This is a genomic window from Jiangella mangrovi, assembly GCF_014204975.1.
Taxonomy (GTDB): domain Bacteria; phylum Actinomycetota; class Actinomycetes; order Jiangellales; family Jiangellaceae; genus Jiangella; species Jiangella mangrovi.
In genome coordinates this window covers 2,926,199-2,949,277 of sequence record NZ_JACHMM010000001.1, presented here as the reverse complement: position 1 = coordinate 2,949,277, position 23,079 = coordinate 2,926,199, and the positions used below count along the sequence as shown (strand labels likewise).

The 23,079-nt window shown below is 73.9% G+C and carries 23 protein-coding genes; 7 read left to right on the top strand and 16 right to left on the bottom strand.

What is annotated here, in order from left to right:
• The first annotated feature begins 27 nt into the window (after window positions 1–27).
• Window positions 28–1,368, top strand: coding sequence for a cytochrome P450 (locus HD601_RS13850; RefSeq protein ID WP_184822728.1), 1,341 nt, complete (start codon window positions 28–30; stop codon window positions 1,366–1,368).
• Between the two features lie 21 nt (window positions 1,369–1,389).
• A complete protein-coding gene (locus HD601_RS13845) occupies window positions 1,390–2,037 on the top strand; it encodes an HAD family hydrolase (RefSeq protein ID WP_184822726.1) in 648 nt (215 codons plus the stop codon).
• 97 nt (window positions 2,038–2,134) lie between these two features.
• Here HD601_RS13845 and tsaD read toward each other — a convergent pair whose 3' ends face one another.
• From tsaD to tsaB, 3 genes are read right to left on the bottom strand one after another with little or no spacing between them, the layout of a single operon-like run.
• Window positions 2,135–3,184, bottom strand: coding sequence for a tRNA (adenosine(37)-N6)-threonylcarbamoyltransferase complex transferase subunit TsaD (gene tsaD, locus HD601_RS13840; RefSeq protein ID WP_184822724.1), 1,050 nt, complete (start codon window positions 3,182–3,184; stop codon window positions 2,135–2,137).
• Window positions 3,185–3,192: 8 nt separating this feature from the next.
• Window positions 3,193–3,675 carry a ribosomal protein S18-alanine N-acetyltransferase gene (gene rimI / locus HD601_RS13835; protein ID WP_221440960.1) on the bottom strand — a complete coding sequence of 161 codons (483 nt, stop codon included), beginning with the start codon at window positions 3,673–3,675 and terminating at the stop codon, window positions 3,193–3,195.
• Complete coding sequence (gene tsaB, locus HD601_RS13830) at window positions 3,672–4,349, bottom strand: tRNA (adenosine(37)-N6)-threonylcarbamoyltransferase complex dimerization subunit type 1 TsaB (RefSeq protein ID WP_184822722.1); 678 nt, start codon at window positions 4,347–4,349, stop codon at window positions 3,672–3,674. The genes rimI and tsaB overlap by 4 nt, the downstream gene beginning before the upstream one ends.
• An 83-nt stretch (window positions 4,350–4,432) precedes the next feature.
• Between tsaB and HD601_RS13825 the strand changes: the two genes are divergently transcribed.
• Together HD601_RS13825 and HD601_RS13820 are read left to right on the top strand one after the other, a co-directional pair.
• The gene (locus HD601_RS13825) at window positions 4,433–6,016 is read left to right on the top strand and encodes an MFS transporter (protein ID WP_221440959.1); all 1,584 of its coding nucleotides are present in this window, start codon (window positions 4,433–4,435) and stop codon (window positions 6,014–6,016) included.
• Between the two features lie 19 nt (window positions 6,017–6,035).
• The gene (locus HD601_RS13820; protein WP_221440958.1) at window positions 6,036–6,638 is read left to right on the top strand and encodes a Uma2 family endonuclease; all 603 of its coding nucleotides are present in this window, start codon (window positions 6,036–6,038) and stop codon (window positions 6,636–6,638) included.
• Window positions 6,639–6,644: 6 nt separating this feature from the next.
• Here HD601_RS13820 and HD601_RS13815 read toward each other — a convergent pair whose 3' ends face one another.
• Genes HD601_RS13815 through HD601_RS34790 form a run of 6 tightly spaced genes read right to left on the bottom strand, consistent with a single transcriptional unit; the run spans window position 6,645 to window position 12,023 of the window.
• Window positions 6,645–7,379 carry a pentapeptide repeat-containing protein gene (locus HD601_RS13815; protein WP_221440957.1) on the bottom strand — a complete coding sequence of 245 codons (735 nt, stop codon included), beginning with the start codon at window positions 7,377–7,379 and terminating at the stop codon, window positions 6,645–6,647.
• On the bottom strand, window positions 7,376–7,888 hold the full coding sequence (gene tsaE / locus HD601_RS13810; protein ID WP_281386686.1) for a tRNA (adenosine(37)-N6)-threonylcarbamoyltransferase complex ATPase subunit type 1 TsaE: 513 nt from the start codon (window positions 7,886–7,888) through the stop codon (window positions 7,376–7,378). The genes HD601_RS13815 and tsaE overlap by 4 nt, the downstream gene beginning before the upstream one ends.
• A complete protein-coding gene (locus tag HD601_RS13805) occupies window positions 7,885–9,015 on the bottom strand; it encodes an alpha/beta fold hydrolase (RefSeq protein WP_221440955.1) in 1,131 nt (376 codons plus the stop codon). Before HD601_RS13805 ends, tsaE begins: the two co-directional genes overlap by 4 nt.
• Window positions 9,012–10,184: an alanine racemase gene (gene alr, locus HD601_RS13800; protein ID WP_184829821.1), complete on the bottom strand. Its 1,173-nt coding sequence runs from the start codon at window positions 10,182–10,184 to the stop codon at window positions 9,012–9,014. Before alr ends, HD601_RS13805 begins: the two co-directional genes overlap by 4 nt.
• 16 nt (window positions 10,185–10,200) lie before the next feature.
• Window positions 10,201–11,667, bottom strand: a complete 1,467-nt coding sequence (locus HD601_RS13795; RefSeq protein WP_184822719.1) for an NAD(P)H-hydrate dehydratase — start codon at window positions 11,665–11,667, stop codon at window positions 10,201–10,203.
• The gene (locus HD601_RS34790; protein ID WP_184822717.1) at window positions 11,664–12,023 is read right to left on the bottom strand and encodes a holo-ACP synthase; all 360 of its coding nucleotides are present in this window, start codon (window positions 12,021–12,023) and stop codon (window positions 11,664–11,666) included. Before HD601_RS34790 ends, HD601_RS13795 begins: the two co-directional genes overlap by 4 nt.
• Before the next feature lie 75 nt (window positions 12,024–12,098).
• Here HD601_RS34790 and HD601_RS13785 point away from each other — a divergent pair, with 75 nt between their 5' ends.
• Window positions 12,099–12,590 carry a GNAT family N-acetyltransferase gene (locus HD601_RS13785; protein WP_184822715.1) on the top strand — a complete coding sequence of 164 codons (492 nt, stop codon included), beginning with the start codon at window positions 12,099–12,101 and terminating at the stop codon, window positions 12,588–12,590.
• Between the two features lie 211 nt (window positions 12,591–12,801).
• Here the strand turns inward: HD601_RS13785 and glmS are convergent, their stop codons facing one another.
• Window positions 12,802–14,649, bottom strand: coding sequence for a glutamine--fructose-6-phosphate transaminase (isomerizing) (glmS, locus tag HD601_RS13780; RefSeq protein WP_184822713.1), 1,848 nt, complete (start codon window positions 14,647–14,649; stop codon window positions 12,802–12,804).
• Between the two features lie 72 nt (window positions 14,650–14,721).
• On the opposite strand from glmS, the gene coaA reads away from it, so the two are divergent.
• Window positions 14,722–15,669: a type I pantothenate kinase gene (gene coaA / locus HD601_RS13775; protein WP_221440950.1), complete on the top strand. Its 948-nt coding sequence runs from the start codon at window positions 14,722–14,724 to the stop codon at window positions 15,667–15,669.
• 13 nt (window positions 15,670–15,682) lie between these two features.
• Here coaA and HD601_RS13770 read toward each other — a convergent pair whose 3' ends face one another.
• The 6 genes from HD601_RS13770 to HD601_RS13745 all read right to left on the bottom strand — a co-directional run bounded on the left by HD601_RS13770 (window position 15,683) and on the right by HD601_RS13745 (window position 21,339).
• Window positions 15,683–16,681: a GNAT family N-acetyltransferase gene (locus tag HD601_RS13770; protein ID WP_184822708.1), complete on the bottom strand. Its 999-nt coding sequence runs from the start codon at window positions 16,679–16,681 to the stop codon at window positions 15,683–15,685.
• Between the two features lie 19 nt (window positions 16,682–16,700).
• On the bottom strand, window positions 16,701–17,693 hold the full coding sequence (locus HD601_RS13765; protein WP_184822705.1) for a GNAT family N-acetyltransferase: 993 nt from the start codon (window positions 17,691–17,693) through the stop codon (window positions 16,701–16,703).
• A gap of 260 nt (window positions 17,694–17,953) precedes the next feature.
• Entirely contained in the window at window positions 17,954–19,303 is a 1,350-nt protein-coding gene (gene glmM, locus HD601_RS13760) for a phosphoglucosamine mutase (RefSeq protein WP_184822703.1), read from the bottom strand.
• Window positions 19,304–19,407: 104 nt separating this feature from the next.
• Window positions 19,408–19,887, bottom strand: a complete 480-nt coding sequence (gene rpsI, locus HD601_RS13755; protein ID WP_184822702.1) for a 30S ribosomal protein S9 — start codon at window positions 19,885–19,887, stop codon at window positions 19,408–19,410.
• A gap of 8 nt (window positions 19,888–19,895) precedes the next feature.
• On the bottom strand, window positions 19,896–20,339 hold the full coding sequence (gene rplM, locus HD601_RS13750; protein WP_184822701.1) for a 50S ribosomal protein L13: 444 nt from the start codon (window positions 20,337–20,339) through the stop codon (window positions 19,896–19,898).
• A 109-nt stretch (window positions 20,340–20,448) separates the two neighbouring features.
• Window positions 20,449–21,339, bottom strand: coding sequence for a GNAT family N-acetyltransferase (locus HD601_RS13745; protein ID WP_184822700.1), 891 nt, complete (start codon window positions 21,337–21,339; stop codon window positions 20,449–20,451).
• A 75-nt stretch (window positions 21,340–21,414) separates the two neighbouring features.
• Between HD601_RS13745 and HD601_RS13740 the strand changes: the two genes are divergently transcribed.
• A complete protein-coding gene (locus HD601_RS13740; protein ID WP_184822699.1) occupies window positions 21,415–23,046 on the top strand; it encodes a helix-turn-helix transcriptional regulator in 1,632 nt (543 codons plus the stop codon).
• Window positions 23,047–23,079: the final 33 nt, after the last annotated feature.

Genomic DNA, 23,079 nt, shown 5'->3' with positions numbered 1-23,079 from the left:
GGGCCGGGTCACTCGTAGCGTCGGGGTATGCGCCGTTCGCTGCCGGTCGTCGGTGACCTGCTCGCGTTCCAGTCCGACCGGCTCCGCTTCATCACGTCGATGCACCGCGACCAGGGCGACGTCGCCCGGTTCCGGCTCGGCCCGTTCCCCGTCTGGCAGCTGGCGCACCCCGACCACGTCCGGTCCGTGCTGGTCACGGACGCGGCCGGGTTCCGGAAGGGCATGGTGCTGCAGCGCGCCAAGATCGTGCTCGGCGACGGCCTGCTCACCGCCGAGGGCGACGTGCACCGCCACCACCGCGACCTCGTGCAGCCGGCGTTCCACTCGCGGCGCATCGCCGGGTACTCGTCGGTGATGATCGACCGGTTCGCCGACGTGTCGTCGACGTGGACGCCGCGCGAGCCCCTCGACGTGCACGCGTCGACGGTCCGGATGACGGTCGAGACCGCGGCGTCGACCCTGCTCGGCACCTCCGTCGACGTCGGCACCGTCGAGGGGGCGCTGGCCGACTTCCTCAGCGCGTACAAGCTGGCGTTCCTGCCGTTCAGCCAGAAGCTGCAGGGGCTGCCGGTCGGGCCGCTGCGGCGGCTACAGCGGGGGAAGTCCCGGCTGCACGGGCTGGTCGACACCGTCGTGGCCGAGCGCGCCTCGTCGGGTCACGACGGCGGCGACCTGCTGTCCGCGCTGGTCCTGGGGCCCGACGGCGACGGCGCGGCCCTGTCGTCGCAGGAGCTGCGCGACGAGGCGACGACGCTGCTGCTGGCCGGCCACGAGACGACGGCGAACACGCTGGCCTATGCGCTGCACCTGCTCGCGGTGCACCCGTCCGTGCAGGCGGCGGTCCAGGACGAGGTCGACGCGGTCTGCGGTGGCGGCGGTTCCGGCGGCGCCGGGGTGCCCGCGCCGGGCGACGCCGATCGGCTGCCGCTGTGCCGCGCCGTCGTCTCCGAGGCGCTGCGCCTGTACCCGCCGTCGTGGATGATGGGCCGCCAGGCGCTGGTCGAGCACCCGGTCGGCCCGCACGTCATCCAGCCCGGCGACCTCGTCCTGCTGCCACAGTGGATCGTCCACCACGATGCGCGCTGGTGGCCGCACCCCTACTCGTTCGACCCGTCGCGCTGGCTGTCCGACGGCGCCGGCGGCGGCTCGGGCTCGTCCGATCGGCCGCGGTGGGCGTTCTTCCCGTTCGGCGCCGGCCTGCGCCGCTGCATCGGCGAGGGCTTCGCCTGGACCGAGGCCGTGCTCGGCCTCGCGACCATCGCCGGGCGCTGGCGGCTGCGTCCCGTCCCCGGCCGGCCGCTGCGGCTGGAGCCGCTGATCACCCTGCGGCCTCGTGGCGGGCTCTGGCTCATCCCCGAGCCCCGCTGACCGCCCGGTAGCGTGGCGGGCATGGATGCGGTGGTCTTCGATCTCGACGGCGTGCTGGTCGACTCCGAGCGGGCGTGGGACGAGGTGCGCCGGGCGGTCGTCGCCGAGCACGGGGGCGCCTGGACGGACGAGGCGACCCGGGCGATGCAGGGCATGAGCACGCCCGAGTGGGCCCGCTACCTCGTGGACGCGCTCGGAGCGCGACTCACCGCGGAACAGGCTGCTGCCACCGTCGTCGACGAGATGGCCCGCCGCTACGCCGACGCACCGCCGGTCATCGACGGCGCGGTCGACGCGGTGCGGGCGGTGGCCGTGCGGTGCCCCGTCGGCATCGCCAGCTCGTCGCCGCCGGTGCTGATCACGTCGTTCCTCGACGTCGCCGGGCTCGGCGACCTCGTGCTCGTCGCGGTGTCGAGCGAGGAGGTCCGCGCCGGCAAGCCCGCCCCGGACGTCTACCTGGAGGCCGCCCGCCGCCTCGACGTCGACCCGCGCCGCAGCGCCGCCGTCGAGGACTCCACCAACGGGCTGCGCTCCGCCCACGCTGCGGGCATGACCGTCGTCGCCGTGCCGAACCCGCACTTCCCGCCCGACCCGGACGCGCTGGCCGACACCGCCGCCGTCGTCATCGGCGACCTCAGCGAGCTCCCCGCCGCCCTCGAACGCCTCTAACGCCCCTCAGATCATTGTTGATCATGGAGAAAAGCGGGTTCTGAGTGACCCGGAACCCGCTCTTCTCCATGATCAACACCGGCTGCCACCTCCAGCACTACCCGACCAGGACCTGGGTGACGGGGAGGGAGGAGTCCGACGCGAAGTCGAGCGACGACGGCGGGAGGTCCCGCTCGACCACGGCGGCGCCGAGGGCGGCGATCATGGCACCGTTGTCGGTGCACAGCGAGAACCGCGGCTGCCGCAGCTCGATGCCCGCGTCGGCACATCGCGACTGCGTCAGCTCGCGCAGCCGGGCGTTCGCCGCCACGCCGCCGGCCAGGACCATGGTCGAGATGCCGCGCTCCTGACACGCCAGAACGGCCTTGCGCGTCAGGACGTCGGCCACCGCCTCCTGGAAGCCCGCGGCAACGTCGGCGACGGGCACCGGGTCGCCGGCCCGCTCGGCCGTCTCGACCCAGCGGGCGACCGCGGTCTTGAGGCCGGAGAAGGAGAAGTCGTAACGGTGCCGCTCGAGGTCGCGCTGGCTGGTGAGCCCGCGCGGGAACCGGATCGCCGCCGGGTCACCCTCGAGAGCCGCGCGCTGGATGTTCGGCCCGCCCGGGTACTTGAGCCCGATGAGCCGGGCGACCTTGTCGAACGCCTCGCCGGCGGCGTCGTCCAAGGTCTGGCCGAGCAGCGTCGCCGAGGTCGCGATGTCCTCGACCAGCAGGATCTCGGTGTGGCCGCCGGACACCAGCAGCGCCACCACCGGCTCGGTCAGCGGCCCGTTCTCGAGCTGCTCGGCTGCCACGTGCCCGACGAGGTGATTCACGCCGTAGAGCGGCTTGTCGAGCGCGACGGCGAGCGCCTTGGCCGCCGACACCCCGACCATGAGCGCGCCGGCCAGGCCCGGACCTGCGGTGACGGCGACGGCGTCGATGTCGCCCAGGGTGACCCCGGCCTCGGCCAGGGCCCGTTGCAGCGTCGGCACCATGGCCTCGAGGTGCGCGCGACTGGCCACCTCGGGGACGACGCCGCCGAAGCGGACGTGCTCGTCGACGGAGCTGGCGACGGCGTTGGCGAGCAGCGTGGTGCCGCGCACCAGGCCGACGCCGGTCTCGTCACAGGAGGTCTCGATGCCGAGGATCAGGGGCTGGTCGCTCACGTCGCCGATTATCCCTCCGCCGCCGGGGCGGCTCGCAGCCACTTGCGCAGGACGAGCCCGTCGCGGCCGCCGCCGTAGTACCGGCGCCGGACGGCGATGCGCTCGAACCCGTGCCGCGTGTAGAAGGCCAGCGCCGGATCGTTGTCGGCGCGGACCTCGAGCAGCAGCTCGCCGGCGCCACGGCGGCGCGCCTCCGCCTCGAGCGCCGTCATCAGCAGCGTCCCCACACCACCCCGCTGCGACGACGGCGCGACGGCGATGGTCAGGACGTCGGCGGGGTCGCCGGTGTAGGCCGGCGCCTGCAGCCCGGCATAGCCGACGACGGCGCCGGCGGACTCCGCGACGACGTACCAGCGCGACTCCGGGACGCCGGCCAGCTCGGACCAGAACTGCTCCGCGGACCAGGCCGGGTCGCCGGCGAACAGCTCCTGCTCCAGCGGGACGACGACGTCGAGGTCCTGCCAGCGCATGGGCCGCAGGACGGCCGTCACCGGGTGAGGACGCTCTTGCGCGCGCTCGGCGGGGTGGCGTCGGGGCGGCGCAGGTAGAGCGGGTCGGGCGGCAGGATCTCGACGGCCTTCGCGGCGACGGCGGCGGCCAGGTGGGCGGCCGACGGATACTCGGGGTCGAGCGCGCGGGCGAACGCGTCGGGGTAGAGCCGCGGCCCCGCCCCGGCGGCGGGCAGCGCGGACGCACCCGCGGACGCACCGGCGGATGTGCCGGCGACGTCGGCGGCTGGGCCCACGTCGGGACCGGCGGTGCGCACGCCGTCGCCGTCGTAGACCGCCCAGTAGACCTCACGGCGGCGCGCATCGGTGGCGACGGCGAACGGCTCGCCCGGCGGGTCGGTCGCGAGCACGCCGTACGCGACGATGTCGAGGCTGCAGACGCCGCGGACCGGGAGGTCGAGGACGGCGCCCATGGTGCGCGCCGCGGCCAGGCCGACGCGCAGGCCGGTGAACGGCCCGGGTCCGACGCCGACGGCGATCTCGGTGAGGTCGCGACGGGTGGCGCCCGCCTCGGCGAGCACCGTGGTGACCAGCGGCATGAGCAGCTCGGTGTGCCGACGGGGGTCGACGGTGGTGGCGTCGGCCAGCACCCGCTCGCCGTCGTGCAGCGCCACCGTCACCGCGGGGGTCGACGTGTCCAGGGCCAGCAACAGCACCCGCCCACCCTACGTCCGCGGCGCGCACCTCACCCAGTTCGGGTGACCTGGGCGCGGCGGACCCGGACCGAGGCTGGATGGTCATGACCGTTTCGACGCCCACCGCCCGGATGTCGCCGCTCGTGATGGTGTCGATGATCCTCGCGGTCTCCATGTCGTTCATCGACCAGACGATCGTCGCGATCGCCTCGCCGGACCTGCAGAACGACCTCGGCCTCACCAGCAACCAGGGCGAATGGGTGATCAACGCCTACCTGGTCGCGCTGGCCGCGACGTTCGCCCTCGGCGGCCGGATCGCCGACGCCTGGGGGCCGCGGCGGATGGTCCTGGTCGGCGTCGCCGGGTTCGCGATCACGTCGGCGCTGTGCGGCGCCACCCCGGACACGTCGTGGGCGGAGGCGTGGCTGATCACGGCGCGGGCGGCGCAGGGCGTGTTCGCCGCCGTCCTGCTGCCCGCGGCGATCTCGATCGTCTACGGCAGCGCGGCGCCGGAGCGGCGCGGCCGGTCGATGGCGATGTTCTTCGGCCTCACCGGCGCGTTCACGGCGCTCGGCCCGATCCTGGGCAGCTACCTGCTGGAGTGGTCGTGGCGGGTCATCTTCTGGATCAACCTGCCGGTCGCGGCGGCCGCGCTGATCACCGTCACACTGGCGCCGATCACCCGCGAGCGGCGCCCGGGCCGGATCGACTGGGTGGGCGCGGTGCTGGTGGCGGCCGGCATGGCGCTGAGCGTCATCGGCTTCTCGCAGTCGGCGGTGTGGGGCTGGGACAGCGTCCGGACCTGGGCCTGCCTGGTGGCGGGCGCGCTGGTGCTGGTGGTGTTCGTGCTGGTCGAGCGACGCCGGCAGCCGCCGCTGATCCGGCTGGACATCTTCCGGCTGCGCGGCTTCCGGGTCGACTCCGGCGTGCTGTTCTTCGCGATGGTCGGGTTCGTGCCGGTGTCGTACTTCCTCAGCGTGTACGGGGCGGTCTCGCTGGGCCTGGACGCGAACGGCGTGAGCATCCTGCTGCTGCTGTACTTCCTCGGCTTCCTGCTGGCGGCGCAGGTCGGCGGGCGCATCTTCGACGCGCGCGGCGCGAAGCCGACGATCCTGCTCGGCTGCCTGGTGGGCGTCGCCGGCTACGTGTGGTGGGCGACGCAGGTGACGACGCTGAACGCCTCGGACCAGCACCACCCGCTGCTGCTGGCCGGCGCCGGCATCGGCTTCCTGCTCGGGCCGTCCAGCGCCGACGCGGTCAGCCGCACCCACGACGCGTCCTACGGCGAGGTCACCGGCATCAACCAGACGATCCGCAACTACGGGTCGGCGCTCGGGTTCGCGGTGCTCGGCACGATCGCGACGCACGTGTTCACCGACCGGTTCGCGTCGTCGCTGGTCGGGCTGGGTGTCGGCCGAGGGACGGCGGACGACCTGGCGCGGCGGGCCGCGGCCAGCGGCGGCGGCGAGCGCGACCTGAGCCAGGTGCCGGCCTCGGCTCGCCGCGCGGTCGAGCAGGCGGTCGCGGCCGACTTCGCGCAGGGCATGCGGGCGGTGCTGATCGGCATGGCGGTGGCCCTGGGGGTCGCGTTCCTGATCGCCTTGCGTCACCCCGGCGACCGCCCGGCCCAGGAGGACGCGGCGGCCGAGCGCGACGCCGCGACCAGCACCCCTGCCGAACAGGCCTGACGTTGCTACCGTCGGCCGGGTGGTCGACGAGACGCACGCACCGTTCATGGAGCCGGTGCCGGCCTGGGTCTACCCATCCGGCGGCTTCACGGCGGAGACGTTCCTGAGGCTCAGAGGACTGCCGAAGCGCACGCAACTGATCGACGGCGGCCTCGTGTTCACGGGACCCCAGACGAGCTGGCACAGCCGGGTCGTCAGCCTGCTCGTGTACGAGCTCGACCGGCAGGCGCCGGCGGAGCTGCGCGCGGCTCGCGAGATGGCGGTCCGGCTCGATGACCGGCAGGTACCCACACCCGACGTCATCGTGCTGAGCAGCGAGGCGTTCGACCGCGACGACCAGGCGAACCACTTCGAGGCCGACGAGGTCGTGCTCGCGGTCGAGGCCGTATCGGCCGACTCGGCCGATCGCGACCGCGACACCAAGCCGCACCTGTACGCGCGCGCAGGCATCGAGCACTTCTGGCGCATCGAGGACGACGACGGTCGCGCGGTCGTGTACACCTATACCCGCAATCCCGCCGGACAGTACGCCATCACCGGGATCCACCACGACCGGCTGGTGCTCTCGGTCCCGTACGACGTGGAGATCGATCTGACGAAGGTCGGCGCCCGGCGGAGCTGACGCCGTCTAATCGACAACGATGCCGAGTTGAGCGAGCAGGGCCGTCGCCTGCTCGGCGGAGATGGTCGCGCCGGACAGGAGCTGCGCCTCCTGCCAGGAGAAGTCGCCGAGGTCGGCGCCGCGCAGGTCGGCGCCGTCGAGCTCTGCCGCCCGCAGCACCGCGCCGCGCAGCCGCGAGTCGGTCCAGACGGTGTCGCGCAGGTCCGCGCCCGACAGCACGGCGTCGTCCATGCGCAGGCCGTCGAGTTCCTGGCCACGCAGGCTGATGCCGGACAGACCGGCCAGCATGAGGTTGCAGCGCCGGAAGGTGGCGCCCAGCCCGCGGGACTCGTCGAAGCGGGCGCCGACCAACCGGCAGCCGGTGAACGCCGTGCCCGCGATCAGCGTGTCGCGCCAGACGGTGTTGGCGAGGTCGACGCCGTCGAACGTGGCGTCGGAGACATCGGCGCGCGAGAACACCGCCTTGGCCGCCGAGCCGCCCTTCCAGACCGAGCCATCGAGGTCGGCCTGGCCGAAGCCGGCGCCGTCCATGACGCAGGCCTCGAACGTCGCCCCGATGAGCGCGCCCCGGGTGAGCCGGGCGTCGGTGAGGTCGCAGCGGCGGAACACCCGCGGCACCGGCCCGGCCGCCTCGAGCAGCTCGGAGAGGTCGCGCCCGGCGAGATCGGCATCGACGACGGCGTCACCTGCGGCCAGGAGGGCCGCCAGCTCGTCGTCGTCGAGGGGCACTCGCTCCGTCACGACCGCACCGGCCGCACCGCAGCCGCCAGGGCCGACTCGTCCCAGCGGCCGCCGACGGCGCGAACGTGCACGTGCCGCACCTCGCTCGCCACCGAGCTGTCGCCGTCGTCGCCGCCGTGCCAGCGGTCGATGTGGATCTCGAGGCGGTCGCCGGCCAGCCCTTCGGCGACGCCCTCACCCCACTCGACCAGCGTGACGGCCTCGTCGAGCGTGGCCTCGAGGTCGATGTCCTCGAGCTCGTCCCAGCCACCCAGCCGGTAGGCGTCGACGTGTACCAGCGGCGGGCCGTCGACCAGCGACGGGTGCACGCGCGCGATGACGAACGTCGGCGACGTGACGGGGCCGCGCACGCCGAGCCCGGCGCCGACCCCCTGGGCGAACGTCGTCTTGCCGGCCCCCAGGTCGCCGCCGAGCAGCACCAGGTCACCGGCCCGCAGCACTGCCGCGAGCCGCTCGCCCAGCGCCGTCATGGACTCGGCGTCGGGGACGTCGAGGTCGATCACGCTCAGTCCTCCTTGGTGCGCCGTCGCCGGACCGACGCGATGCGGCTGCTCAGCCGCCGCGGCCGGCCACCGCGACGGGTCCGTTCCACCAGCGTGCGCAGCGCCTCGGTGACCACCTCGTGCCGTTCGAGCAGCACCATGTGCCCGGCGTCGGTGGCCTCGATGTACTCGACGTCGACCAGCGCGTCGGCGAGGTCGCGGCTGTGCTGCACCGGCGTCATCTGGTCGCGCTCGCCGCCGATGACGAGCACGGGGATCTTCGCCAGGACGGGGATCGCCTCGGCCGCGTCGAGCTCGCCGAAGAGCGGGAAGAACCGCGCGACGACGTCGATGGGAACGGCGGCGTTCATGATGGCGGTGAACTCGACCAGCTTCGGGGAGCCGCCCTCGGCGAAGGCGTAGCGGCGGGTGAGCACGTAGGCGAGGTCGCTGCCCATCTTGCGGCCGCGCTCGACCAGCTCGGGCTTGCGGGCCAGGATCGAGACGGCGGCCGGCGCGGCGCGTCCGGCCAGCCGGCCGAGGTAGCCGGGCAGGCCGAGCCCCGACACGTCGAGCTTCTGCCCGCTGGTCGCGATGAGCGCGGCGCCGACGATGCGCCGGCCGAACAGGTCGGGGCGGTCCTCGGCCAGCGCCTGCACCGTCATGCCGCCCATGGAGTGCCCGACGAGCACGATGGGCCCCTTGGGCACCACCTCGTCGAGCACCAGCCCGAGGTCGGCGCCGAGGCGGCGGAACGAGAGGTCGCCGTCGTCGGGCAACGGGCCGGAGCGCCCGTGCCCGCGCTGGTCGAGGAAGACCAGCCGCGCGCTGCCGCGAAGGTCGCGCCGCTGGAAGTGCCACGCGTCGGTGGTGAGGGCGAAGCCGTGGCAGAACACCAGGGTCGGCACGTCGCGGCCGGCCTCGGGCGCCTCGTCGACCTCGACGTGCAGCGCGACGCCGTCGTCGGTGAGGACCGTGCGGGCGGCGCCGCGCAGCGACCCGAACGGCTCGTCGGCGTAGGGATCGTCCTTCTTCAGGGATCTGCCCATGGCATAGCGCTCCGCAGCGAATCCGACGGCGGCGCCCGCGGTGGCCACACCGACCCAGGCGCCGATCATGCCGGCCGTGCGCCCGGCGGCGACCAGCCTGCTCACAGCTCTCCGTTGACGTAGACCCGGGGAAGCCGGGGAGCGAACCGGGTCACGATCTCGTACGAGATGGTTCCGGTGGCGTCGGCCCAGTCCTGCGCCGTGGGCTCGCCGGCCGCGGCGTCGCCGAACAGCACCACCTCGTCGCCGGCGCGGACGTCGTCGTCGCGGAGGTCGACCACGAACTGGTCCATGCAGACCCGCCCGGCGATGCGCCGGGTGACGCCGCGGATGAGCACCGGCGCGCCGGGACCAGCGGTGCCGCCGGACGCGTGCCGCGGCACGCCGTCGGCGTACCCGAGCGGGACCAGCCCGAGCGAGGACTCGCGGTCGGTGACGTAGTGGTGGCCGTACGACACGCCCTGCCCGGCCGGCACCCGCTTGACCAGGGCCAGCCGCGCCCGCACCGACATGGCCGGGCGCAGGCCGACGTCGCCCGGCGCGACCTGCCGCGGCACCGGCGACAGGCCGTACGAGGCCAGGCCGGGCCGGACGAGGTCGAAGTGGGCGCTGCGCATGGTGAGCGTGGCGGCGGAGTTGGCGAGGTGGCGGACCTCGGGGCGGACGCCGCGCGACTCGGCCAGCTCGACGGCGTCGCGGAACGCGGCCAGCTGGGAGGCGTTGGCCGGCTCCCCGGGCTCGTCGGCGCGGGCCAGGTGCGACCACAGCCCCACGACCTCGATCAGCCCCTCGGCCTGCGCCTTCAGGGCGTCGTCGACCAGCGTGGGCCAGTCGGCGAGCGGCGCCCCGGCCCGGCCCATGCCGGTGTCGGCCTTGAGGTGCACCCGCGCGGTGCGGCCCACCTCGCGCGCGGCCGCGGCGATCTCGGCGACCGCCCAGGGCGCCGACGCGGACACGTCGACCTCGGCGGCCAGAGCGTCGGCCCAGCGCTCGCCGGGCGCGTTGAGCCAGGCCATGACCCGTCCGCCGACCCCGGCGGCCCGCAGCGCCAGCGCCTCGGCCAGGGTGGCGGTGCCGAGCCAGCCGGCGCCGCCGGCTTTCGCGGCGCGCGCCGCCGGCACCAGCCCGTGTCCGTACGCGTCGCCCTTGACGACCGTCATGACCTGCGCGGGGGCGGAGCGGACGGCGAGTTCGGCGACGTTGTCGCGGATGGCGGCGAGGTCGACCCGCACCTCCGCGTGAGGTACGGGCCCCGGGCCGTACTGATCGGTCACCACGTCTCCGATTGTGTCAGCCGCCGCCGACAGGACCACGCAGGGACCGCAGGACGGCGGGCAGTGCGGCCAGGACGTCACCGGCGCTCGGGTATCCGGACCCGGCCGCCGCGCGCTGCCCCGCGAGGCCGTGCGCGAACGCCGCCACGCTGCCCGCGTCGAGCGGCGACAGCCCGCCGGCCAGCAGTGATCCGGCCAGCCCGGCCAGCACGTCGCCGGTGCCCGCGGCCGCCAGCGCCGACGTCCCGGTGGGATTCACCCGGACCCGCCCGTCGGGCGCCGCCAGCACCGTCGTCGACCCCTTGAGCAGCACGACGGCGTTCCAGCGCCGCGCCGCCTCGCGTGCGTGGTGCAACCGGCGCGCCTCGACAGCGGACCGGTCGACGTCGAGCAGCCGGGACAGCTCGCCGGCGTGCGGGGTCAGCAGGGCCGGGCCGGTGAACCGCTCCGGCAACCAGCGCAGGCCGTCGGCGTCGACCAGCACCGGCAGCCCGGCGCCCAGCGCGGCGCGGACGTCGTCCTCGCGGCCGTCGCCCAGGCCGGAGCCGATGGTCCACGCCTGCACCCGCCCGACGGCGTCCGGCGACGGCCCGGCGATCGCCTCGGGCCAGCGTTCGCGCACCTCGGTGGCGACGGCGTCGGGCCCGGCGTAGCGGACCATGCCGGCGCCGCCGTGCAGCGCACCGCCGGTGGCCAGCACCGCGGCGCCCGGGAACTGCGCCGAGCCGGCGAGCACGCCGACGACGCCGCGGGAGTACTTGTCCGACTCACGACCGGGGTCGGGCAGCAGCGCGGCGACGTCGGCGTCGTCGAGCACGGTCATCTCGGCCTCGGGCAGGAACGGCCCGAGCCCGATGTCGGCGAAGTGCAGAGTGCCGGCCGCGGCCGCCCCGGGGTCGACGACCAGGGCCGCCTTCAGCGTGCCGAAGGTGACGGTGTGATCGGCTGCGACGGCGTCACCCGGGGTCTCGCCGGTGTCGGGATCGACGCCGCTGGGGAGGTCGACGGCGACGACGGCGCCCGCCGTCCGGCCCTCGCGCAGCAGCGCCGCCAGCCGGGCGGCGTCGCCCCGCAGCCCGCCCCGCCCGCCGATGCCCAGGATGCCGTCGAGCACGAGGTCGGCCTGCGCCAGCGCGGACCGCAGCCCGACGCCGTCGTCGACGGACACCACCCGCCCGCCGGCCGAGCGGAACGCCGTCAGGCCCTCGGCGTGCGCCTTCGCGGGGTCCAGCAGGACGGCGTCGGCGTGCGCGCCGCGGCGGGCCAGCCGCGCACCGGCCCAGAGCGCGTCGCCGCCGTTGTTGCCGGCTCCGGCCAGCACGACCACGCGGGCGCCGTAGACCCCGCCGGACTCGCGCAGGAGCCGCGCGCACACCGTCACCAGCCCGGCGACCGCCCGCTGCATGAGCGCGCCGTCGGGCAGCCGGGCCATGAGCGCCTCCTCGGCGGCCCGCACCTCCTCGACGGTGTGGACGGTCTTCACCGGTTGCCGCCCTCGAGGATCACGATGGCCGACGCCACACCCGCGTCGTGCGACAAGGACAGGTGCACGGTGTCGACGTGCAGGTGCTCGCAGCGCTCCTTCACCGTGCCGCGGACCTCGAACCAGGGCCGCCCGTCGGCGTCGCTGACCACCTCGGCGTCGTGCCAGAGCAGACCCTGGGGCGCGCCGAGCGCCTTGGCCAGCGCCTCCTTGGCGGCGAACCGCGCGGCCTGCGACGCGACCGACCGGGACCGCTCGGCCGGGGTGAAGACGCGGACGGCGAGCCGCGGGGTCCGCTCCAGCGTCTCGGCGAACCGCCGCACGTCGACGACGTCGATTCCCACGCCCACGATCACGTCACCCACCCTAGACGGCCCACCCGCCGGGCGTTCCGCATGCCGATACGCCACGCTCGACCTACACTCGCGCCTATGGGCGAATTGGCACTCGTGGGCGGATTGGCCGGCGAGCACGTCGTCCTGCGCCCCGTCGCGGCCGATGACGTGCCCATGCTGCTGCACATCATCAGCACGCCCGAGGTCAAGCAGTGGTGGGATCCGGCCGGCCTCGGCGACGGCTGGCTGCTCGACGACAGCTCCACGACGCGGTACACGATCCTGGCCGGGCGGCGCATCGCCGGGCTGATCCAGTACTGGGAGGTCGACAACCCGCGCGACCGCCACGCCGGCATCGAGATCCTGCTCGACCCCGACCTGCACGGCCGCGGGCTGGGCCGCGACGCCGTCGGCACCCTGGCCCGGCACCTGTTCGACGACTGCGACCATCACCGCATCGTCGTCGAGACGGCCGCCACCAACGAGTTGGCGATCCGCTGCTGCGCAGCCGTCGGCTTCCGCCCCGTCGGCATGATCACCGGCCGCGACGGCCTGGTCATGGATCTCCTCAGCACCGACTTCGCCTAACGAAACCGCAGCAGACAACCCCGCGCAACCACCGCCCACTCACCCAGCGGGAGTTCGAGGTCGACCAGCGCAACCGCCAGCCGACGACGAGAGCCGAGCAGCACGCGGCCGGGTCGGTGGATGCCGTCAGGGGTAGGCGCGGGCGTCCGAGCGAGGAACGAGCGAGGCGGGCGGGGACGGCATCCACCGACCCGGCCGCCCAACGCAACCCCTACTCGACGGTGACCGACTTCGCGAGGTTCCGCGGCTGGTCGACGTCGAAACCGCGAGCACTCGCCATCTCACATGCGAAGACTTGAAGAGGCACCGTCGACACGACCGGCTGCAGCAGCACCGGGCATTCCGGCACGCGGATCAGGTGGTCGGCGTACGGCACGACGTCCTCGTCGCCCTCTTCGGCGATGACGATGGTGCGGGCGCCGCGGGCGCGGACCTCCTGGATGTTGCTGACGATCTTGTCGTGCAGCACGGAGCGGCCCTTGGGCGACGGGACGACGACCACGATGGGCATGCCCTCTTCGACCAGCGCGATGGGGCCGTGCTTCAGCTCGCCGGCGGCGAAGCCCTCGGCGTGCATGTAGGCGAGCTCCTTGAGCTTGAGCGCGCCCTCCAACGCCACCGGGTAGCCGACGTGGCGGCCGAGGAAGAGCACGGACGTCGCCGTGGAGAGGTTGCGGGCCAGCTCGCGGACCGGCTCCATGGTCTCGAGGACGAGGTCGACCTTGGCGGGCAGGTCGGACAGGTCGCGCACGACGGAGCGGATCTCGTCGCCCCACTTGGTGCCGCGGACCTGGCCGAGATAGAGCCCGACCAGGAAGCAGGCGATCATCTGGGTGAGGAACGCCTTGGTGGACGCGACGGCGACCTCGGGGCCGGCGTGGGTGTAGAGCACGGCGTCGGACTCGCGCGGGATGGTGGCGCCGTTGGTGTTGCAGATGGCCAGCACGCGAGCGCCCTGTTCGCGGGCGTAGCGCAGCGCCATGAGGGTGTCCATGGTCTCGCCGGACTGGCTGATGGCGATGACGAGGGTCTGCCGGTCGACGACGGGGTCGCGGTAGCGGAACTCGCTGGCCAGCTCGACCTCGCAGGGGAGCCGGGTCCAGTGCTCGATGGCGTACTTGGCGACCATGCCGGCGTGGTAGGCGGTGCCGCAGGCCACGACGACGACCTTGTCGACCTCGCGCAGCTCGTCGTCGGAGAGGCGCATCTCGTCGAGGGAGAGCAGGCCGTCCTTGCCGATGCGCCCGAGCAGGGTGTTGGCGACCGCCTTGGGCTGCTCGGCGATCTCCTTGAGCATGAAGTGGTCGTAGCCGTCCTTCTCGGCGGCCGAGGCGTCCCAGTCGACGTGGAACCGCTTCTCCTCGACGGCGTTGCCGTCGAAGTCGGTGAGGGTGACGTCGTCGGGCGTGATCTCGACGATCTGGCCGTCGCCGATCTCGAGTGCCTCGCGGGTGTGCGCGATGAAGGCGGAGACGTCGGAGGCGAGGAAGTTCTCGCCCTCGCCGACGCCGATGACCAGCGGGGAGTTGCGGCGGGCGGCGACGACGCGGTCGGGGGCGTCGGCGTGCACGGCGAGCAGCGTGAAGGCGCCGTCGAGGCGGCGGCAGACCGTGCGCATGGCGTCGACCAGCTCGGAGCCGGCGGCGACCTCGGCGGCGAGCAGGTGCGCGACGACCTCGGTGTCGGTCTCGGAGGTGAACCGGACGCCGGACTCCTCGAGCTCGGCGCGCAGCCGGGCGAAGTTCTCGATGATGCCGTTGTGGATGACGGCGACCCGGCCGGACTCGTCGAGGTGCGGGTGGGCGTTGCGGTCGGTGGGCGAGCCGTGGGTGGCCCAGCGGGTGTGCCCGAGGCCCGTGCCCGACGACGGCAGCGGCCGCTCCTCGAGCGCCTTCTCGAGGTTCACCAGCTTGCCGGCCCGCTTGGCCGAGGCGAGCGCGCCGTCGGCGACGATGGCCACGCCCGCGGAGTCGTATCCGCGGTACTCGAGCCGCCGCAGCCCCTCGACGATGACGCCGAGAGCCTCACGATGTCCTGTGTAACCCACGATCCCACACACGGCGGTCACTGTAACCGCACTCGGGCCCGGATCGCGCATCGCCAGGACAAGTCGGCCACAATGAGGGCCATCATGACTGTTGTCCACGACTCCTCACCGTTCGTCGACCTGTCCCGTGCCGACTGGGCGCGCCTGCGGGACGAGACGCCGCTGTCGCTGACGGCGGCGGAGCTCGACGAGTTGCGTGGGCTCGGGGACGCCGTCGACCTCGACGAGGTCCGCGACGTCTACCTGCCGCTGTCGCGCCTGCTCAACCTGCGGTTCCGGGCCACCGCGCGGCTGCACGAGGCCACCACGACGTTCCTCGGCGGGTTCGCCGAGCGCACGCCGTTCGTGATCGGCATCGCCGGCTCGGTCGCCGTCGGCAAGTCGACGACGGCGAGGCTGCTGCGGGTGCTGCTGGCGCGGTGGGCCGAGCACCCGCGCGTGGCGTTGGTCACGACCGACGGATTCCTGCTGCCCAACGCCGAGCTGCAACGACGGGGTCTCATGCAGCGCAAGGGGTTCCCCGAGTCCTACGACCGGCGGGCGCTGCTGCGGTTCGTGTCGGCGGTGAAGTCCGGCGAGCCGGTCGTGACGGCGCCGGTGTACTCGCACCTGACCTACGACATCATCGAGGGCGAGCAGACCACCGTCGAGCAGCCCGACATCCTGCTCATCGAGGGCCTCAACGTCTTGCAGCCGGCCCGCCCCCGCCCCGACGGCGTCTCCGGCCTCGCCGTCAGCGACTTCTTCGACTTCTCTCTGTACGTCGACGCCTCGCCCAAGGACGTCCGCCGCTGGTACGTCGAGCGGTTCCTGCGGCTGCGCGAGACGGCGTTCCAGCGGCCGGAGTCGTACTTCCGCCGCTACGGCGAGCTCGACCACGACGCCGCCGTCGCGCAGGCCGAGCAGCTGTGGGACACCATCAACGGCCCCAACCTCACCCAGAACATCCTGCCGACGCGCGGCCGGGCCACGCTGACGCTGACCAAGGGCCCGGACCACTCGGTGCAGCGCATCCGGCTGCGCAAGATCTAGCCGTCGCCGCTGGTCAGACGTCGCGCTGGTAGCCGGCCAGCCAGCCGGCGGGCACGTAGCCGAGCTGCTCGTTCACCGCGATCATGTAGGTGTTGGAGTCGGCGTTCCAGGTCCAGACGGTGCGCACGCCCGGCCGGTCGCGCAGCAGCGTGCGCAGGTTGGCGATCTTGAGCAGCAGCCCCAGCCGGTGCCCGCGGTGCCTGGGGTCGACGATGGTCTCGCCCTGCATGCCGGTGCTGTCGTCGTCGGCGGCCAGCACGATGGCGGTCTGCCCGGCGAAGGTCCCGTCGGGCGCCACCGCGGCCGCGCACCAGGCGTGCCGGCGCATGCGGGCCATGCGGGCCTCGCGCATCCGGACCCGGGCGGGATCCCAGCTCTCCTGCTCGTAGTCGAGCTCGCCGAGCGGGGCGTCGGTGCTCATGCGCGCCGTCATGCGGGCGTACTCGGCGACGTGCTCGTCGGGGACGCGGTCGCGCCAGGTGACGATGCGGTAGTCGGTGGCGTGGGCGGCGGCGTCGCGCTCGAGCCGGGCCAGCGCGTCCAGATCGAACGGCGGGCGCTGCACCCGGCTGATCTCGGTGATGCGGCGGGTGTAGCCGTGCCGTTCGGCGAACGCGGTGCCGGGCGACTCCTGCGGTCCGAGCGGTCCCTCGATGTCGGCCATGAACCGAGTGCGGCCGCGCCGGACCGCCTCGTCCTCGAGCGCCCGCAGCAGTGCGGTGCCGATGCCGCGGCGGCGGGCCTCGGGCCGGACCGCGAGGTCGACCTCGCCCAGCGTGCGGTTGTCGAGCAGCGGCATGACGACCGCGGCGGCGCCCACCACGGCGCCGTCGTCGTCCTCGGCCAGCCAGAGCGCGACGTCGAAGGCGTCGGAGCGCTCGAAGTAGACCTGGAGTTCGTGCTCGAGCCAGCGCGGCCCGCCCGGGAAGTCGTGGCCGTACCCGGCCTCGTGGGCGGCGTACCAGGCCGGGTAGGCGGGGTCACCGGTGTCGTCGAGCCGCCGGATCTTCATGGGCCGTCTCCGCGTCGGGTCAGAGGGTCCGCTGGTAGCCCGCGGACCATCCCGCGACACGGTAGCCGAGCGTCTCGTTGATCGCGATCATGTGGGCGTTGGAGTCGGCGTTCCACGTCCACACCGACTGCAGGCCGGGCCGGTCGGCCACGAGCTGGCGCAGGTTGGCCGCCTTGAGCAGCAGGCCGAGCCGATGGCCCCGGTGCCGCGGGTCGACGATGGTGGCGTCCTGGAAGCCGTGGTCGTCGCTGTCGTGCGACAACGAGATCTCGGTGACGCCGGCCATGCTGCCGTCGGATGCGATCGCCGCCGCGACCCAGGAGCCGCGGCGCATCCGCTTGCGCCGCTGCTCCGCGGAGCGGATGCGGGCGGCGTCCCACGTCTCCTCCTCGTAGTCCAGCTCGCCCAGCGGCGCGTCGGTGCTCATGCGCTGCTCGAGCCGGGCGTACTCGTCGACGAGGTGGTCGGGAGCGTGGTCGCGCCAGGTGACGATGCGGTAGTCGGCCGCGTGCGGCCGTGCGGTCTCCTCGGCCGCCGCGATGCCGTCGAGGTCGAACGGCGGCCGTTGCACCCGGCTGATCTCGGTGATGCGGCGGGTGAAGCCGTGCTTCTCGGCGAACGCCGTGCCCGACGTGTCGTCGGTTCCGGTGGGACCCTCGAGGTAGAGCATCTGGCTGGTGCGGCCCTCGGCCTTCGAGGCCTCGTCGAGCGTCGCGAGCAGCGCACTGCCGACGCCCCGCCGCGACTCCTCGGGCCGGACGAACACCTCGGGCTCGGCCAGCGTCAGGTTGTCGCGCAGCGGCAGGCCCAGCACGGCGGCGCCGACGGCCTTGCCGTCGTCCTCGGCCAGCCAGAGCCGGGCGCCGTGGTGCTCGCTGCCTTCGTAGACGACCTTCAGCTCGTGCTCGAGCCACTGCGGGCCGGTGGGGTGGTCGGCCAGCCGCGCGCTCAGGTGGACGTCGTACCAGGCGACGAAGTCGTCGTCGGTCGCGTGGATCGGTCGGATCTGCACCCCCCGAGCGTCACCCGCGAACCCAACCCCCCGCAACACATTTTCCCCGCGCCCAGCCGAGCGAGCCCGCCGTCAAGCGGCCACCCCAGGCGGAACAGGAGCCGGCGTCGAGAGCGCAAGCAGGGCGAACCAGGTGGCGGGGGCGGTGAATGCGGAGCCGGCGTCAAGAGCGCCCGCGGCATGCTTCACCGCCGCGTAGCGGAGCCGGCGCAGCATTCACCGCCCCCGCCACCGGACCCCCACCAAGGCGCGAACGAACCCTAGAGCGCGAGTTCCGCCTGGACGGTGGCGGCAAGGCGACGGGCGACCGACTCGGCCTGGTCGTGGGTGGCCGCTTCGACCATGACGCGCACGACGGGCTCGGTGCCGGAGGGGCGGAGGAGGACGCGGCCGGTGTCGCCGAGCTCGGTCTCGGCCTCGGCGACGGCGGTCTTGACGCCCTCGTCGAGGGCGACCCGGGACTTGTCGACGCCCTTGACGTTGACCAGGACCTGCGGGAGCCGCTGCACGACGGAGGCCAGCTCGGCCAGCGAGGACCCCGTCGACGCGACCTGGGCGAGCAGGTGGACCGCCGTCAGGACGCCGTCGCCGGTGGTGCCGTGGTCGAGCATGACGACGTGGCCGGACTGCTCGCCGCCGAGGTTGTAGCCGCCGGCCTTCATGGCCTCGAGGACGTAGCGGTCGCCGACGGCAGTGTCGATGACGGTGATGTCCTCGGACCGCATGGCCAGCCGGAAGCCCTCGTTCGACATGACGGTGGAGACGACGGAGTCGCGGCGCAGCGACCCCTGCGAGCGCATGGCGAGCGCGAGGATGGCCAGGATCTGGTCGCCGTCGACGATCTCGCCGGTGGCGTCGACCGCCAGGCAGCGGTCGGCGTCGCCGTCGTGCGCGATGCCGAGGTCGGCGCCGGCGGCCACGACCTCGGCCGCCACGACGTCGAGGTGGGTGGAGCCGCAGTTGTGGTTGATGTTCAGGCCGTCGGGCTCGGCGCAGACGGCGATGACGTCGGCGCCCAGCCGGCGCAGCGCCTCGGGGGCCGCGCGGAAGGCGGCGCCGTGCGCGCAGTCGACGACGACGCGCAGGCCCTCGAGCCGCGACGGGGCGGTGCCGACGATGTGCGAGATGTAGGTCTCGAGGCCCTCGGGGTGCTCCTGCACGCGGCCGACCTCGGCGCCCGTGGGCCGGTTCCAGGGCTCACGCAGCCGCGCCTCGATGGCGTCCTCGATGGCGTCGTCGAGCTTCTGCCCGCCCTTGGCGAAGAACTTGATGCCGTTGTCGGGCATCGGGTTGTGGCTGGCCGACAGCATGACGCCGAGGTCGGCGTCGAGCATGCCGGTGAGGAACGCCACGGCCGGGGTCGGCAGGACGCCGACCTTCAGCACGTCGGTGCCGGCGCTGGCGAGACCGGCCACGACCGCGGCCTCGAGGAACTCGCCGGACGCGCGCGGGTCGCGGCCCACGACCGCGACGGGGCGGCGCCCGGAACCGAAGGCGCCGATCTCGCCCAGCACGTGGGCGGCGGCGACGGACAGGTCGAGGGCCAGCTCGGCCGTGAGGTCGGAGTTCGCCAGGCCGCGAACGCCGTCGGTGCCGAAGAGTCGAGCCACGAAGGGTGCTCCTAAGTGGGACAGCGGTGGGTGGGAACGCGAACGGCCCCGGAGTTCGTGCAACCCCCCGGGGCCGTTCGCGAAAGCTCGCGCAGGTGCGCGGATCAGCGCTTGCTGTACTGAGGCGCCTTGCGGGCCTTCTTGAGTCCGGCCTTCTTCCGCTCCGTGACGCGGGCGTCGCGGGTGAGGAAGCCGGCCTTCTTCAGCGCCGGGCGGTTGTTCTCGGTGTCGGCGGCGTTGAGCGCGCGGGCGATGCCCAGCCGCAGCGCGCCGGCCTGACCGGTGACGCCGCCGCCGTCGATGCGCGCGACGACGTCGTAGCGGTCGGACAGCTCGAGCTCGACGAACGGCGAGCTGACCAGCTGCTGGTGCACCTTGTTCGGGAAGTACGTGTCGAGCGTGCGGCCGTTGATGGTCCACTGCCCGGTGCCCGGCGTGATGCGGACGCGGGCGATGGCCTGCTTGCGCCGGCCGGTGGCCGCGGCGGCCTCGATGTTCGAGATGCGCGACGGCGCGGACTCGGAGGTGTAGCTCTCGATGGGAGCCTCGTCGGTGTCGACCTCGTCGACGGTGATGTCAGTCATGTCCTCACTCACTGCGCGACCTGGCCGATCTCGAACGGCACGGGCTGCTGGGCCTGGTGCGGGTGCTCCGGACCCGCGTACACCTTCAGCTTGGACAGCATCTGCCGGCCCAGGCTGTTGTGCGGGAGCATCCCCTTGACGGCCTTCTCGATGGCGCGACGCGGGTTCTTCTCGAGGAGGTCGCGGTACGTGGTGGAGCGCAGACCGCCCGGCCGGCCGGAGTGCCGGTAGTCGATCTTCTGCTCACGCTTGTTGCCGGTCAGCGCGACCTTCTCGGCGTTCACGACGATGACGAAGTCGCCGGTGTCGATGTGCGGCGCGTACACAGGCTTGTGCTTGCCGCGCAGCAGAGTCGCGGTCTGGGTGGCGAGCCTGCCGAGCACGATGTCGGTGGCATCGATGACATGCCACTGGCGCTGGACATCGCCGGGCTTGGGGCTGTACGTGCGCACGGTCGTAGGCCTTCGCTTTGGTCGAGAGAATGGATCTGGTCGGTGGCTGGCGTGCCGCGCTCCGGTACGCACAACGACACGACAGAATACCCGCGCTGAAGCCGCATGGTCAAAACGGGTTCGCACGCACCATCTCATACTGAGCCAGGTCGGCGCGAACCCAGCCGGTCGCGGCGAAGAAGGCCGCCCCGGCGTCCTCGGGCACGATGGCCGGGACGACCCAGTTCCGGCCCGGGAATGTGGCGCGCAGCGCGCCCAGCAGCGCCCGGGCGTGCCCCTGCCGGCGCGCGGCCGGATCGGTGTGGACGGCGACCACCGACACCGCGTCCTCGGTCACGCCGACCAGCGCCGTTGCGGGCCCGAGGGCGTAGGCACGGCGTGGCGGGACGGCGGCGGCCAGCGTCTCCGGGGCCAGCTGCCAGGGCGGCTGGGCGCCGTCGAGCGAGAGCCCGCGGGCGAACCGGACGGGGTCGATCTCCGTCAATCCATGGGGTGACGGCGACAGCTGCGGTTCCGCGATGGCCGGCTCCGCGCCCGTCGGCTCCCAGCGGTAGCCGACCAGCGTGCGGGCGACGCGGAACCCGAGCTTCTCGTACAGCCCCTGCGCCGCGGCGTTGCCCACGATGACCTCGAGCGTCAGCGTCGTGGCCCCGGCCTCGGTGCAGCGGCGGACCGCGCGGTCCATGAGCGCCCGGCCCACGCCCCGGCCGCGGTAGGCCGGGGTGCAGCCGAACCCGCCGATGCGCGCCGTCGTCCCCCGCCGGGTCACCAGGCTGATGCCGACGAGCTCGCCGTCCGCGGTGTAGACCTCGCTGAGGTAGCGGTCGAGGTGCTCGGGGCCGAACCGCCGCTCGAACGCGGGCCCGTCCATGCTGATCGGCACGAGGTACCCCTCGAACGACCGGCTCATCGCGTCGGCCGCCTGGTCCGAGGTGAGGGTGGCGACCGGCAGCGCCGTCAGCACGCCGGCCCGGGTGGGGATCTCCTCGGCAACGACCATGCGGAGCATTCTCCCCCGGGCCGGGCGCGAGTAGCGTGGCTGGGAGGACGGCCCGAGCGGCTCACGGGGGCGCTCATGACGACGATCGACGTACGGGGACGGGGCCGGGCCGCGTTCGAGGCGCGGGCCTGGGCCGAGGCGTACGCGCAGCTCACGGCGGCGGACGCCGGGTCGCCGCTGCCGACGGACGACCTGGTGCTGCTGGCGGTGTCGGCGTTCCTCGCCGGCCACGACGCCGCGAGCGTGGCGGTGCAGGAGCGGGCGTACCACGCGCTCCTGCGCGAGGAACGGCCGCTGCCCGCCGTCCGGTGCGCGTTCTGGCTGGCCACGGTGCTGGCGAACGAGGGCGAGCTCGCCCGGGCGAGCGGCTGGCTGGCCCGCGCCGACCGGCTCCTGGACGAGTGCGGCCGCGACTGCGCCGAGGCGGGCTACCTGCTCGCGGCGCGGGCCCGCGAGACGGCGCCCGTCGAGCCCGCGGTGGCCGTGGAGATGTTCGCCGAGGCGGCCGCCGTCGGGCAGCGCCACCACGACCCCGACCTCGTCGTCCTCGCCCGCATGGGCCGCGGGCGCACCCTGGTCGAGCTCGGCAAGGTCGCCGACGGCGTCGGCCTGCTCGACGAGGTCATGGTCGCCGTCACCGCGGGCGAGGTGGGGCCGCTGCTCACGGGCATCGTCTACTGCACGGTCATCGACGCCTGCCGGGCGACGTTCGACGTGCGCCGGGCCCGTGAGTGGACGGCGGCGCTGAGCCGCTGGTGCGACGCGCAGCCGGACCTCGTGCAGTTCCGCGGCGAGTGCCAGGTGCACCGCCTGCACGTCCTGCGGGTCCAGGGCGCCTGGCAGGACGCTCTGGACGAGGCCGGCCGCGCCTGCACCCGGCTCTCCGACCCGCCCGGTCAGCCGGCCGCCGGCCCCGCCCACTACGAACGGGCCGAGCTGTACCGGCTACGCGGCGAGGTCGCCGCCGCCGAGGACGCATACCGGCTGGCCGGCGCGGGCGGCCTGGACCCGCAGCCCGGGCTCGGCCTGCTCCGGCTGGCGCAGGGCCGCGTGCCGGCGGCGGTCGCCGGGCTGCGGCGGGCGGTGGACGAGGCGGCGCGACCGTTGGCCCGTCCGGAACTGCTGGCGGCGCTGACGGAGGCACTGCTGGCGGCGGGCGATCTGGCAGGAGCACGGTCCGCGTGTGCTGAGCTCGCCGAGCTGGCTGGCGCGATCCGGGTGCCGGTGCTGGCCGCGATGTCGTCGTACGCGACGGCGTCGGTGCTGCTCAGCGCCGCGGACGGGGCCGGGGGGCTCGCTGCGGCGCGGCACGCGTGGGCCGGCTGGCAGGAGGCGGAGTCGCCCTACGAAGCCGCCCGGTCGCGAGTGCTGGTCGGGTTGGCCTGCCGCGAGCTCGGCGACGACGACGCCGCGCGCATGGAGCTCGACGCCGCCGCCGTCACGTTCGGCGAGCTGTCGGCGCGGCCGGACCTCGACCGGCTGGGGCGGCTCGGCGCCCGGGTGCCCGGCGCCGGGGTCGCGTTGACGCCGCGGGAGCGTGAGGTGCTGCGGCTGGTCGCGGCGGGGCGGACCAATAGAGCTGTCGCCGCAGAGCTGGTGCTGAGCGAGAAGACGGTCGCGCGGCACGTCGCGAACATCTTCACCAAGCTGAACGTCTCGTCCCGAGCTGCGGCGACGGCGTATGCGTACGAGCACGGGTTGGTGTGAGGTTCCGCCGGGGTGGTGGGGTGGGCTCCCCGT